Here is a 12735-nt window from a genome sequence, read left to right as displayed (position 1 = left end):
TTGAATGGTCGCGATCAAGGACCAGCAGCGCACCAGAAATCCTTCGGCGTCAACCGCTGCTGGGCGTCACCTGTTCCTGAGCCCCTGCCACTGGTTCCAGTTCGTCATGGGGTTCGCCAACTGGCGGCGGGTACTCCCACTTGTGCTCATTCGGATCGGTGTCGTGTGTAGCTCGGCGTCGCCTATGGCGGCTCGTCGCTCGGTGGCACGTTGGCGCTTGAGAAGAACGATTCCTGCGCTCACTGGTCCCCGAAGGTGACTCAGTCGGCACGTTGTCCAAGGCAGAAAATCGGTGCCAAAGTCGGCGGGTCTTACTTCAGCAGTCGCTTCACAGCAAAGATGGCGACTGAGCGATCCCGTGAGGGCGTCCTGCCCGCCGCGATGCCACCTGGGCCGGACTCATCGCGAACACCCTCTAGTCGTTCTGACCGCGAAGCTACAACCGCCCTGGCCGGGCTACTCCACTCAGTACGCGTTAGGAGTTCTCACGCTGGTCGGGTTGGTGAACGGCCTGTACCGCCGCCGAGCCGCGGTGTATCCGGCTACGGTAATGGCGATCCCGCCGAGTGTGCCGGCGCCGAGCTGTGTCAGGTCCAGAGGGCGTTCACCGTCGGCGGGAAGGGGATCTGCTTCTGTGAAGGCGGCGCTGCCACCGGGTTCGGGTTTGTTGATGGCGTTGGCCGGTGCGCTGATGGTCAGCGGTAGGCCGACGACTCCGACGGTTGCGGCGATGACGCCGATTCTGCTGATGGCCTTGATGGTCATTGGAGTCCACTCCTTCGTTGGTTGGACATGCCAATGACTGTTCGGGATAAGGAGTGCCGCCGACATCGGACACTTGCGCGCACATGGGCCGTCGTTAGCCTTATACCGCTGTTACTCGGACCGGACGTGTCTTAGTTGCGGTCTATGGCCACGCAGCGATGGCGAGCGCATGATGAGGTATGGCCGGCTTGCTGGTCGGACGCGAGACCGAGGCTGCGGTACTGCGAGAACTGATTGCGGGTATGCCGGAGCGCTCGGCAGCTGTGGTGGTTCGGGGCGAGGCGGGCATCGGCAAGACGATGCTCATCCGATCGGTTCTCGACGAGTACGCCGGCGGTGGACTGCGGATCCTTCGCGGCGCCTGCGCTCCGATGTCCGGTGCGACTGCGTACAGCGGCCTCGGCGCCACGATGACGGCAGCGCTTAGCCAATCCAAAGCATCCGGCCAGTTCCCGTCGGCTGCGGCAGCCCGAGCATGGTCGATACAGACCCTCACCGGCGTACTGGACAGCGACGCCGCTCAGGGCACCGTCCTCATGGTCGAGGACGTTCACTGGGCGGATTGGTCCACGCTCGACTTCCTTGCCCATTCGACGCGAAACCTGCCGGAGCGTCGGCTGCTAGTCCTGCTGACCTGGCGGGACGAGACTGCCCATCCCGACAGCCTGACCTGGCTCGGTGAATTGCTTCGTACTCCGGCCGTCGTCGACCTGCCGTTGCGTCGGCTGACCGAGCAGGAGACGTCGCACCAACTACTCGACCTCCAACCGTCCTGTACGGCAGAGACGGTGGCTGCCGTCTACGGACGCAGCGCAGGCAACCCGTATCTGAACGTGGAACTGGTCCGCGGCGACCTGTCCGTCCCGGCATCGTTGCGCCAACTTCTGCTCGCCCGCCTGCAGACGCTCTCGCCAGCATCCCGTCTAGTCGTCGCGGCCACCGGCACGCTTGCTCGCGCTCTCGATGATGATGAGTTGCTGGCGGCAGCAGGTGGTACTGCCGACGCCGTACGAGAGGCCTGCGACGCCGGTCTGGTGATCCGGGACCATGCATCCGGCTGCATCGCGCGGCACCCGGTGATTGCCGAGGTCGCGTACGAGCAGTTGCTGTCTTCGGAACGCCGCGACCTGCATGCGCGACTTGCGAACCACTTGGCGGGCCGCATTGACGGTGGGGCCACCGCAACGGAGGTCGCCGAGGTTGCTGAGCAGTTTCATCGCGCCAGCGACCGAGATGCGGGGTTCAGTTGGGCACTTGTCGCAGCCAGAGCCGCCGAAACTGAGTGCGCGTTCGCGGAGGCCGGCCACTGGTACTCCGTTGCCTCGTCGCTCTGGCAGCCATCGGACCTGGCCGATGACCGTACGCCGCAACGCTTGGTACTCGCCGAGCGAGCGGCCTCCCTACTGGGCGGTACCGGCCGTCATGCAGAGGCCCTTGCCTTGCTCGAGGCGGCGCTGGACGACTCCGACGCTGCCGTGGAAACCCTTGATGCCTTGCTTACGCGCGGCAAGCTGCGCGCGCTGGTCGATGACATCGCAGGCGCGATGGATGACGTCGAGCGAGCACGGCGCCTGGTACCTGCCGGAGACGACCGAAGGCTAGGCCGCGTCTGCCTCTCTCACGCTGTGATGCTGAGTTTCTACGCCCGCTCGGCGGAGCGGGCCGAGGCCGCCCAGGCGGCGCTGCAGCACGCGGTCCTCGCTCGCGACACCCGAACAATCGGCCAGGCTCGGGCGGAGCTGGGAGCGGTCGCCGCAGACGAGGGCCGTATCGGCGTAGCGTTGGAAGAGACGCTGGCAGCGCTGGAGATTGCTCGCGACCTCGCCGAGCCGGAGGATTTGGCCACGGCGGCGATGATGCTGACCTATGTGCACGGGCTGCGCGGCGACACCGACCAGGTGGTAGCGCTCGCGGACACGGTCCAGGTCGAGCTGCGGCGCCTGATGGTCAACGAGCATTGGCTCGAGGGCATCATCGAGAACAATGCCGTCTGCGAGCTCTATTTCGCCGGCCGATGGGATGAGGCGCTGAACAGGGAGGACAAAGGTCGGCCCCCATCGGGACCGGCGTTCAAGGACTCCGCGCTCGCGCTGATTCATATGGCGCGGGGGAATCTGCAGATGGCCGTCGAACTGATGCGCGGACACCAGTTGCTCGCGGTCGGCGACCAACCCCAGTACAAGCGCGACTACGCAGAGGTCATGGGTCAGCTTCGTCTCCTTCAGCAGCATCCACTCGATGCCATGGTCCTTGCACTAGACGCCGCCGAGGTCAGCCACGATACGGACGACGAGCTGGTATGCGGCGGCCTGCTGCGTATCGGTCTAGAAGCAGCGGTCGCGACCCAGGCACCCGACGACTTCGACCGGCTAGTGGCGCTACTTCCGCGCGCTGTGTCCGGGGTCGAGGCCGCAGCGCTGGCTGCGATAGTCGAGGGTGAACGGTCCCGGATCCGCGGCACACCCGACCCGACCCCGTGGCTCACCGCCGCACAGGAATGGGCATCACTCGACCGGCCGTACTGGGAGGCACAAGCCCGGCTGAGGGCCGCCGAGGCCCTGCTGTCTCAGCGCAGACAACCCGGCGCCCGAGGCCAGGCGACCGCCGAACTGGCAGCTGCACACCAAATCGCCGAACACCTCGGTGCCGTACCCCTACTGAGCCAGATTCAGTCGCTGGCAAAGATCGCTCGAATCCACCTCGACGACTCCGCAACCGAACACCATGAACACCCCACAACCACCACATCCCCACACCCGCCACTGACCGACCGTGAACGCCAGGTCCTAGCCCTACTAACAGCTGGTCACACCAACCGCGAGATCGGCGCAACCCTCTACATAAGCCCCAAAACCGCCAGCGTCCACGTAACCCACATCCTCGAAAAGCTCGCCGTGCAAACCCGAGTCCAAGCCGCCGCCAAAGCAACCCGTATCGGCCTCGCAGACGTCCCGCCACCCACCTGACGTCTACGAAATCCAGTCCTCGTCCGTGTCGGGTGGGTGGTGATGCGGTTGATCGCAGGTCAGTACCCACTCATCGGGAAGTCAACGCTGTACCCCTTGACCGCCGGTTGACCACTCGCGACCGCTTTGGCCGGGCTGCGGTGGTCGGAGTAGACGCAAGTGGCGGTGCCACTGCCGATGGTCCGGCCGTTGTACGGCGAACTGACCGTCGCCCAGACAGTCTGCGACTGGTAGTACCGATCAGTCGCCGGGTCCGAGAACCCGACATCGCTGATGGTGCCGTTCACAGGCGTGACGCCATGCGTCTTCCAAACGAACCGCTGCATCGTCCAGACAAGATCACTGGCCGTTTCCTGCGAGGTGGTGCTGCGCTCCCACTTGATCTCCAGCCCCATCGGCAGCGGCTCGTTGAACTGCACCCCGTCGACCCGAGCAGTAATGGTCTGCGTTTCGTGATCACACGTCAGAGTGACGTTGGTATGCCGGTCGTAGTCGCAACTGGCCGTCCGACTGGTGATGATCCCGCCGGCCGTGTTCTTCACCGTCGCAGTCACCTTCTCGGTATAAAAGATGTACCCACTGATCGGAAAATCCCGGCTATACCCCTTGACCGTCAGATCCCCACTAGCAGTCGACTTCCCAGCAACCGTGGTCGTACTCCCCACAGCCGGAATCTTCGCCGACGTAGTAGCAGTCGCGTAGTACCCCGACTCAACCTTGAACTCCACCTTCACGGCCGTATTGGCCGCCACCCCATACTGCCCGGTGACCCCCGTCGCAACCTTGTTCGTCACCGGATCACAAGTGATCCACGCATGAAACGACGTCCCGGCAGCCGAAGCCGGACTCCCGACAAGCAACCCACCAACCAACCCGACAACACCAGCCACCAACGCAGACACACGGATGTACTTCACGATTCCTCCCAAGGTTGGACTCGCTCCGTAGATGCCCACTCACTGGCCGAAGTTCGCCCCACTACCCGAATTGCACCTTCCTGCAACCGTCCGCCGAACACAACGATGCTGGCTGGTCAATCAAGCGCTGGGGGCTCGCGAACGACGGTTTCCGCCTCGTCGAATGGGTTACTTCTCGAGGGGTGGTGAGACAGAGTCCGCGGCGCCGATCCGCACAGTCTCTTCGGCGACGACCTCGATGATCCGTCCTCTCAGTTCGGGGTCGAGATCAGGGGCCAGTTCGTACTTCACCCGAATGGTCCGGGCGACGACCTCCGCTGAAGGAGCGGCGGACTTCTTCCGCAGATCGGTGTAGATGGTCCACCCGAGACTTACGACGCTGACGATCAGGGCACCGATGGATACCGGGTCGATGTACTGGTCGGGTGAAGACGAGCGGCCGCCGTTTGCCAGGTATTGCTCGACTTCGGTCACGAGTCGCGGGTCCAACGCATGCTCCTGGGACAGGCGAAGCGCGGCAGCGCGGGCAATGGTCTGCTGGTTGTCAGTCATGGGAAGAATCCTGTTCGGTGTCTTCTAGTTCGCGATATTGATGCACTATGGAGCGGACTTCACCGGGAAGGGCCTCTCCCAGAACGTTCATCCACACCTGTTCGAGCAACCGATCACCGAACTTCGAACCGAGGCGCCCGAACTCGTACAGCGTCCCCTCTGGTGGGGGCCCACTGGACCGGAAGGCGATCGCGAGGCTCCGCACAATCCAGTCGAGAGCTTCCTCGGCTTGGCCGTACGCCTCGGCGATCAGCGCGACTTCCTGATAAGCCGAGGCAAGGCCTGCCCAGTCCTCCAGACGTTCGCTGATGGCAATCGACTTGAACTGCCAGTCAGCGGCTTCTTCCAGATCTTGACGACTGTGGGCGATAGATCCGAGATCACGGAAGACCGTCGCCACACTGGAGTAGTCCTGGAGGGCCTCGAAGAGTGGCAGACATTTGAGGATCCACGCCACGGCGTGCTCAGCATCTCCTTGTTGCCATGCGATGAGCCCTAGCTGGCGATAGCAGCGGGCCAAACCTGGGCGCGTCGGCTTCCAGATCGACCAGCAGACGATCCACAAAATCCCCCATTGCACCGTTTCGAACCGGACTCCAAGGATGCCCCGGATGCCCTACCGCTATGCCCGTAGGTTCCCGACCTGCCCTCTGGCCTGCATATAGGCCAGATCAGGCTTGTGGTCCGCCGCCCCCGACAGATCCCATCGCTTTCCGTTCAAAACCATCTGGTAAACGATGATCTCTGAGACGTGATAGTAGGCATCTCACGCACCGTACGGAATGCATTTTGACCGTACGGAGAACGGGGTCGCTTGCGACAATGACGACCTCGCCAGCTCCAACGCGTCATCGAGCGCGTCGAGAGAGTCGGTTATGAGAGGGTCCGGCTGTTGATTGCGTCGGGCTCATCATCGAATTCGAGCAGGGGCTTAAGCCCGAGAGCTCGTCTAGAGCTCGCCCCGTTTGAGCGACGATGTATAGAGTGCGCGCTGCTCGGCGATACAGCGTCGACGGTCATCACGCTTCCAATGCGCGATGCGAGCTTGATCCTCACGACTCCACCGCTCCTGCCGTTCGTCCCGCTCACGCTGCTACTTGAACTCGTCGCGGGCAACTTCCTTCTTCCACCGTCTACCTGGCGCTTGTCGGTGCGCCATTGGTCTACCAGGAGGCCGACGACGGTCACAGCAGCCCCGATCAGATCTTCGGCTTCATGTGCCAATCCTGCTGGCAGGATCGGGAGACCTGCAGATGAACGGCGAGCATGTTGATGAGGCGGTCAGGGACTGCCTACGGCCTGGTGCGATGGCTTGCGAGTCGACGTGATGCCTGCAGGGATAGGTGTCGGCCAGTTCGCGACGAGGTTGGTGGTCGTGGCGGTGGGACGAGCGACGGAGGAGCACGCGTGGGGAGTGCGGCTCAACGCGGGTCCGGGGCGGGGGTTCTCGCCTTCGCGCGACGGAGGAGCGAAAACAAGGGTGGGTGGGAGCGTCCCAGAGCTGGAGTGACGGAGGAACGGAAGCGGCGGGCGCGTGGGGAGTACTTGTGGGCCCCGTCGGACTCGAACCGACAACCCGCGGATTAAAAGTCCGCTGCTCTGCCAATTGAGCTAGAGGCCCTGGGTGTTGAGGGACAGTCTGTCAGGTGTGGGGGGTGGATCGCGAATGGGGTTGAGGTAGACCAGCGCGTCTGGTGGTTTCGGAGGGTAGTTGAAAGATCACGAGCGGTTGAACCGGATGGGGTGGTGGGCCGTTCTGGGGGTGAGGGCATCCCCCAGGGCCTGACCAGTGGTGGGGGGTGCGTGGACCCGTCCGTTCACCGTGAGGAGCAAGTGATGAGTGTGCTGGAGCGCTGGCAGGACCAGGTACTGGCTGTTTTCCGGATTGTGGTGGGGTTCTTGTTCGCCACCCATGGGATCGCGTCGATCTTCGGGATCCTGGGGTCGAAGCAGGTGGCGGCGCTGGTGTGGCCGGGGTGGTGGGCCGCGGCGATCCAGGTTGTCGCGGGGGCGCTGGTGATGGTGGGGTTGGGCACCCGGTACGCCGCTTTGCTGTGCTCTGGTTCGATGGCGTACGCGTACTTCACCGTGCACCAGCCTGGCGGGCTGTTCCCGGTGGAGAACGGTGGCGAGAAGCCGGCGTTGTTCGCGTTCGCGTTCCTGTTGATCGCGTTCTTCGGCTCCGGTGTCTGGGCACTGGAGCAGCTGCCGGTGTTCAAGCAGCAGGAGGCGCGGCAGCGGGCAGCTGCGACTGAGTGACCCCGGGAAGGCCGGACGATGAGCCGCACGACGATTGGACGGGAGTGCCGATGGCCGACGACCGCGCGGCGCTGCTGCGGGAGCTGCACGACGTGCACGCGCCCTCGTTGTGGCGGTTCGTCGTCCGGCTGACCGGGGACGACCGGTTCGCCGAGGATGTCGTTCAGGAGACCCTGCTGCGGGCGTGGCGGCGGCCGCAGATCCTGACCGAGGACGAGGCGGGTGCCCGGGCGTGGCTGTTCACGGTGGCGCGCAATCTCGTCATCGACGACCGGCGCAGCGCCCGGGTCACCCGGGAGGTGGCCAGTGACGACCTGCCGGAGAGACCCAGCGCCGATCACGCGAACGCGGTACTGGACGCGTGGCTGGTGTCGGACTCGCTGGCCCAGTTGTCGGACGACCATCGGCAGGTGATCGTGCGCGCGTACTACGGCCGGCGCACGGTCACCGACATCGCCAAGGAACTCGACATACCGGCCGGCACGGTGAAGTCGCGGCTGCACTACGGGCTGCGGGCGCTGAAGCTGGCGCTGCAAGAGAGGGGGGTGACGAAGGAGTGAACGACCCGTACCGGGAGTGGGACGCGGCGTACCTGCTCGGGGCGTTGTCGGCGAAGGACCGTCGGGCCTACGAGGGACACCTGGCCGACTGCCAGGAGTGTTCAGCGGCGATCAAGGAGCTGGCCGGCGTACCGGGGACTCTGGCGGTACTGCCGGACGACCGGGCGCTGGCCACGCTCACCGCTCCACCGCCGAACCTGTTGCCGGGCCTGGTGCGCAGTGTGCAACGGGAGCGGCGGCGCAAGCGGTACCGGCTGGCTGCGGTGGTGGCTGCGACAGCCGCCACCGCGGCCGTGGCCGGCGTGGTGTTCCAGGGGACGCTCAACAGGAACGAGCCCACCAGTGACACCGTGGTGCTCGCGCAGACGGTCGCCAGCAGGCTCACTGCCGACGCGAGGCTGGTGGACGAGCCCTGGGGGACCACGATCGAGATCAGCTGCCGATACGAGGAGCTGGCGACGCCGAGCGAGCGCGCTCGCGGCTACGAGCTGTACGTCACCGACGACACCGGCAAGGCGACACTGCTGGCGAGCTGGACCGCTGCACCCGGTACGACGGTGAAGCCGGCCACCACGACCAAACTGCGCCGCAACCAGATCAAGGGACTCGACATCCGCGGCGCCGAGTCGGGCCGCGTGCTGCTCGCCGTCGCCTTCTGAACCGGGCATTCCGGACAACTGGTTGCCATCAGCCACCCCGTAGTTGATTGACCACGGTTCGAAAGGGCACCAGTGAGCTAGGAGCGACTGGTCGCTCGAGAGATTGGTCATTCCAGGCCCCGGCGTTCAGAGGCGTGCGCCGGGGCTGCCGACCGTCACCGCCCGGTACTTCGGTACGCCCGCCCCCAACAGGTAGGGTTCCTCCCGGTTGGGAAGTCAGCCGGCGGCGCAGCATGCCGCCCGTTGCGACGGTACCGACCCCGAGGACGACTCCCGGTGAGAACATCCCTGCCGTACGCGGTAGTCCCCGAGTGAACGAAGAGTTGGCCCAGGAGCTGACTCGGATGGCGCTGGACCTCCATGAGCAGTCCGACGCCGAGCAAACCGCCAAGTGGTTCCTGGAGTACGTGCAGGCCGCGATCGGCGTCAGCCACGCGACCGTAGAGCTGATTCATCGCGGTGGCCGGTCGCTGACTGCCACCGGAGAGATCGGGCTGCAGTTCGCCAGCACCCTGAGCATCAGCCTCCGCACGTCGACCAGCACCCTCGGCACCCTCACCCTGTACGACGAATCGCCGAACCGGTTCACCGAGCAGGACGCCTCGACGGCTCAGCTGTACGCCGACCACGCCGCCATCGCCCTCGCCCGGATACGGACCGAGTCGACCCTGTGGGAAGCGATCGAGGCGCGCAAGGTGATCGGCCAGGCGCAAGGGATCCTGATGGAACGATTCGAGCTGACCGGCGACCAGGCGTTCGCCGTACTGCGTCGTTACTCCCAGGACTCCAACGTCAAGCTGCGCGACCTGGCCCGGAAACTGATCTCCACCAGGAATCTTGGCGAAAACGTGTAACACCGCGACCGTGACGAGCGATACACCGTGTGTAACGCCACTGAGGATCCTGCCCCGGGTTAACCGCCCGAAGGCCCGGGGCGGGGTTCTCGTCTGTCGCTCGAGGCGCCCCGACGTCGTTACACACGAAAGCCCCCGGATGCTCCCGGGGGCCTTCCTGTGTTTCCTCCTCAAAACTCCAGCAAGCTACGAGGCTCGCTCAGTCGGTCGGTCCGACTCCGGTAGCGCGATCCGGTCCGCCGGCAGGCGGTCCGTCTGCTCGATACCGTCGTCGCCCTCGTACTGCACCACGCCGATCCATCCCGTGTCCTCGTGCTCGCGGCCGATCAGCCAGCCGGGCCGCCACTGGTCGCCCACCTGGACGATCACGTGGCTGGGCAACGAGAGACGGGACACCAGCTCGGTGTCGGGCTCGAACTCAGTCATGCCCGAAGGCTAGGCGGTTCCGCCGACAATTGCCCATTGAGGCGTGTTCTCTGTCACAGTGCTCACGATCTGGTGAGCAGTTCTCGCACCACACTGACGGGCAGACCGAGCGTCTCCACCGAGCCGGTCACCTTCAGTGCGCGGCCGCCGGGGATGCGTGTCACCCACCCTTGCCGCAATGCATGTGCGCACATAGCGGCGCCCACGGCGCCAGCCAGATGCGGTCGACGCTCGGTGACATCGAGACAGGACCGTACTGCGGGACGCCCGCGCCGCGGTTCGACGACGATGCCGAGTTCGGCAAGCCACGCGTTGCCCTCCGTGGTCAGCGCAACGCCTTCCGACCAGTCGAGCAGACCACGTTCTGTCATCGCGTCGGTCAATGCGACGCCAAGTCGCCCGGCGAAGTGGTCGTAACACGTGCGAGCCCGGGCGAAAGCGTCTCGTTTCGACGCGGCCGACAGGCTCATCGCCTGCTCGGTACGCCGGGGAGCCAACGCCGCAAGGCCTTCCAGCAACTCGGCCGTCTCCGGGCCGGCGAGTTTGACGTACCGATGCCGTCCTTGCCGTACTTCGCTGAGCAGCCCGCCGTCGACCAGCACGTTGAGGTGCTCGCTGATCGTCGGCCGCGAAACCCCCGCCAGCTTGGCCAGCTCGGTCGCCGTCCACGCCCGCTCGTCGAGCAAGGCGAGGCACACCGTCGCCCGGGTGGAGTCGGCGAGCATCTTCGCCCAAGCCGCGAGCTCCTGGCCTTCCGTCGACGTGTTCACGCACCCATCCTGCCTCGCCGATGCTTCGGCGCCCACCGAACCGACCGGCTCCTAGCGTCGGCACCATGACGCATCTGACGATCGAACCGTCCATCCTGTACGTCGGTACGCCGGTCGAGCTGATCAGCACGGACAACGGCGACGGCACCTTCAACCTCGCCCCGATGTCATCGGCCTGGGCACTCGGCGACGTCGTTGTCCTCGGCATCGGTACAGACGGCCAGACCGCGCACAACCTGCGCCGGCGGCCGGAGATGGTGATCAACTTCCCGTCGCCGGAGCTGTGGACGGCGGTCGAGAGCATCGCGGGGATGACCGGTCGGTACCCGGTACCGGAGGAGAAGCGCGAGCGATTCCGCTACGAGCCGGCGAAGTTCGAGTCGGCCGGGTTGACGCCGGTACCGTCCGAGCTGGTCGGACCACCACGGGTCGCCGAATGCCCGCTTCAGTTCGAGGCCGTCGCCGACGACATCCGCTTGGATGCCAGTAGCAACTTCTTCATCGTTGAGGCGCGAGTGCTGAGAGTCCACGCCGACCAGCGCATCGTCATACCGGGCACTTCGTACGTCGACCCGCGACGGTGGTCCCCGCTGATCTACAACTTCCGTCACTACTTCGGCCTGGCCCAGCAACTCGGCGAAAGCTTCCGCACCGAGACGCCCACTGCAGCAAGCTGCAACAGCGTCTCGGGGGGGGGGTGGGCTGAACTGGTGCATGCTTAGCGCGTGAATGGGGTTCGGCGGGGATGGGTTCTGGGCCTTGCGGTGGTGGTTCTGGCCGGTGGGGTCACTGGTGGAGTGCTTTGGCGAGGGCGTGGGGGCGAGAAGGCCGCGCCGGTGGTGGGTACCGCGGTAGAGCTTGATGTGGGCACTCAGCGTGCTGCTGTCGATGCGATTCTGAAGCGCCGGGCTTCCGCGGTGCTGCGGAAGGATCGGGCGCAGTTTCTGGCCGATGTGGATCCGGCGAACAAGAAGCTGGTGGCCGAGCAGAAGGTGTTGTTCGGGAACCTGGTGCAGTTCGGGTTCGCGAAGCTGAGTTATCTGCGGGGTGAGCCGCAGGTCAAACAGTGGGTGATCGACGAGTACGGGCCGACGAGCTACTCGACGAGGGTGGTGATGGCATACCAGATCGGTGGGATCGACGATCAGTTGGTGAAGGCCGCGCTTGGTTACACGTTCGCTCAGCGCGGCGGCCGGTACGTGCTGGTCAACGACACCGATCTGGATCCCGGCCTGCCGAACGGGTCGCACAGGGAAGCCTGGGATCTGGGGCCGGTGCTGGTACGCCGGGGAGCGCGGGCGCTGGTCGTCGTCGAGCCGGGCAACACGAAGCTCGCCGCATCGACCCTGGCCTCTGCGGAGGCTGCCGTGAAGGCGGTGAACAAGACGTGGTCGGCCAATTGGCGAGGTGGCGGTCTGGTGATCGCCCTGACCATGAACGACCAGCAGGTACGTAACGTCGACTTCAGCAATCCGCAGCAGGAGTCCCTTGCGCAGGCGTCGCGTGTGTACCGGACCTTGCCGACCGAGGCCGACAAGCGGGGCGTGGCCGGTGGCGCCTATGTGGTGGTGAACCCGGTCGATCGCTACGACCTCAGCACCCGGATCCTTGCCCACGAGTTCACTCACGTCGCCTGCGCGGAGTACGGACTCTACGCGCCGCACTGGCTCATCGAGGGCGCGGCCAGATACGTCGACTGGCAGACGATCGCCGGTGAACGTGAGCTCGACAAGCATCGCCGGGTGGTCCGCTCGGACTACCTGGCCGCGGTGAATACGCTGCCGTCGGACGAGACCTTCTTCAAGAGACCGGAGAGCTCGTACGAGATCGGCTGGCTGACTGTCGATTACCTTGTTCGCAAGTACGGTGAGGACAAGGTCATCGGGCTCTACCAAGGGCTGGCTCTGCGGGGTTCGGACCAGAATCAGCGGGATCGGATCATGGTCGCCCACCTGGGGCGGACCGAGCAGCAGCTGTTCGCCGATCTCAAACATAGTTAGGACAGGT

At 65.1% G+C, this 12735-nt stretch carries 13 protein-coding genes and 1 tRNA gene; 7 read left to right on the top strand and 7 right to left on the bottom strand.

Annotated elements, in window-relative coordinates; genetic code table 11:
* Positions 1–465: 465 nt before the first annotated feature.
* On the bottom strand, positions 466–765 hold the full coding sequence (locus AB0M15_RS07970; protein ID WP_363815174.1) for a hypothetical protein: 300 nt from the start codon (positions 763–765) through the stop codon (positions 466–468).
* 179 nt (positions 766–944) lie between these two features.
* On the opposite strand from AB0M15_RS07970, the gene AB0M15_RS07965 reads away from it, so the two are divergent.
* The gene (locus AB0M15_RS07965; RefSeq protein ID WP_363815172.1) at positions 945–3731 is read left to right on the top strand and encodes a LuxR C-terminal-related transcriptional regulator; all 2787 of its coding nucleotides are present in this window, start codon (positions 945–947) and stop codon (positions 3729–3731) included.
* 59 nt (positions 3732–3790) lie between these two features.
* On the opposite strand, the gene AB0M15_RS07960 is transcribed toward AB0M15_RS07965, so the two are convergent.
* The 4 genes from AB0M15_RS07960 to AB0M15_RS07945 all read right to left on the bottom strand — a co-directional run bounded on the left by AB0M15_RS07960 (position 3791) and on the right by AB0M15_RS07945 (position 6821).
* Positions 3791–4648: a hypothetical protein gene (locus tag AB0M15_RS07960; RefSeq protein ID WP_363815170.1), complete on the bottom strand. Its 858-nt coding sequence runs from the start codon at positions 4646–4648 to the stop codon at positions 3791–3793.
* Between the two features lie 168 nt (positions 4649–4816).
* Positions 4817–5200 (bottom strand): hypothetical protein, encoded by a 384-nt coding sequence (locus tag AB0M15_RS07955; protein ID WP_363815168.1) that lies wholly within the window; start codon positions 5198–5200, stop codon positions 4817–4819.
* Positions 5193–5780, bottom strand: coding sequence for a tetratricopeptide repeat protein (locus AB0M15_RS07950; RefSeq protein WP_363815166.1), 588 nt, complete (start codon positions 5778–5780; stop codon positions 5193–5195). The genes AB0M15_RS07955 and AB0M15_RS07950 overlap by 8 nt, the downstream gene beginning before the upstream one ends.
* Positions 5781–6748: 968 nt before the next feature.
* Positions 6749–6821, bottom strand: a tRNA-Lys gene (locus AB0M15_RS07945).
* Between the two features lie 215 nt (positions 6822–7036).
* On the opposite strand from AB0M15_RS07945, the gene AB0M15_RS07940 reads away from it, so the two are divergent.
* The 4 genes from AB0M15_RS07940 (at position 7037) to AB0M15_RS07925 (ending at position 9532) form a co-directional block, all read left to right on the top strand.
* Entirely contained in the window at positions 7037–7459 is a 423-nt protein-coding gene (locus tag AB0M15_RS07940) for a DoxX family protein (protein ID WP_363815164.1), read from the top strand.
* Between the two features lie 50 nt (positions 7460–7509).
* On the top strand, positions 7510–8019 hold the full coding sequence (locus AB0M15_RS07935; RefSeq protein ID WP_164600137.1) for a sigma-70 family RNA polymerase sigma factor: 510 nt from the start codon (positions 7510–7512) through the stop codon (positions 8017–8019).
* The gene (locus AB0M15_RS07930) at positions 8016–8678 is read left to right on the top strand and encodes a zf-HC2 domain-containing protein (RefSeq protein WP_363815162.1); all 663 of its coding nucleotides are present in this window, start codon (positions 8016–8018) and stop codon (positions 8676–8678) included. The genes AB0M15_RS07935 and AB0M15_RS07930 overlap by 4 nt, the downstream gene beginning before the upstream one ends.
* Positions 8679–8989: 311 nt before the next feature.
* Entirely contained in the window at positions 8990–9532 is a 543-nt protein-coding gene (locus tag AB0M15_RS07925; RefSeq protein WP_363815160.1) for an ANTAR domain-containing protein, read from the top strand.
* Between the two features lie 186 nt (positions 9533–9718).
* On the opposite strand, the gene AB0M15_RS07920 is transcribed toward AB0M15_RS07925, so the two are convergent.
* The gene (locus tag AB0M15_RS07920; RefSeq protein WP_363815158.1) at positions 9719–9958 is read right to left on the bottom strand and encodes a hypothetical protein; all 240 of its coding nucleotides are present in this window, start codon (positions 9956–9958) and stop codon (positions 9719–9721) included.
* 62 nt (positions 9959–10020) lie between these two features.
* Positions 10021–10728, bottom strand: coding sequence for a helix-turn-helix domain-containing protein (locus AB0M15_RS07915; RefSeq protein ID WP_363815156.1), 708 nt, complete (start codon positions 10726–10728; stop codon positions 10021–10023).
* Between the two features lie 65 nt (positions 10729–10793).
* On the opposite strand from AB0M15_RS07915, the gene AB0M15_RS07910 reads away from it, so the two are divergent.
* Both AB0M15_RS07910 and AB0M15_RS07905 read left to right on the top strand, forming a co-directional pair.
* Positions 10794–11450 (top strand): flavin reductase family protein, encoded by a 657-nt coding sequence (locus tag AB0M15_RS07910; protein ID WP_363815154.1) that lies wholly within the window; start codon positions 10794–10796, stop codon positions 11448–11450.
* Between the two features lie 141 nt (positions 11451–11591).
* Positions 11592–12728: a hypothetical protein gene (locus AB0M15_RS07905; RefSeq protein WP_363815152.1), complete on the top strand. Its 1137-nt coding sequence runs from the start codon at positions 11592–11594 to the stop codon at positions 12726–12728.
* Positions 12729–12735: the final 7 nt, after the last annotated feature.

The sequence above is a fragment of the Kribbella sp. NPDC051718 genome (assembly GCF_040681515.1).
GTDB lineage: Bacteria > Actinomycetota > Actinomycetes > Propionibacteriales > Kribbellaceae > Kribbella.
Note: the sequence above shows the minus strand (reverse complement) of the source record. Positions and strands in the feature narration are given on the sequence as shown.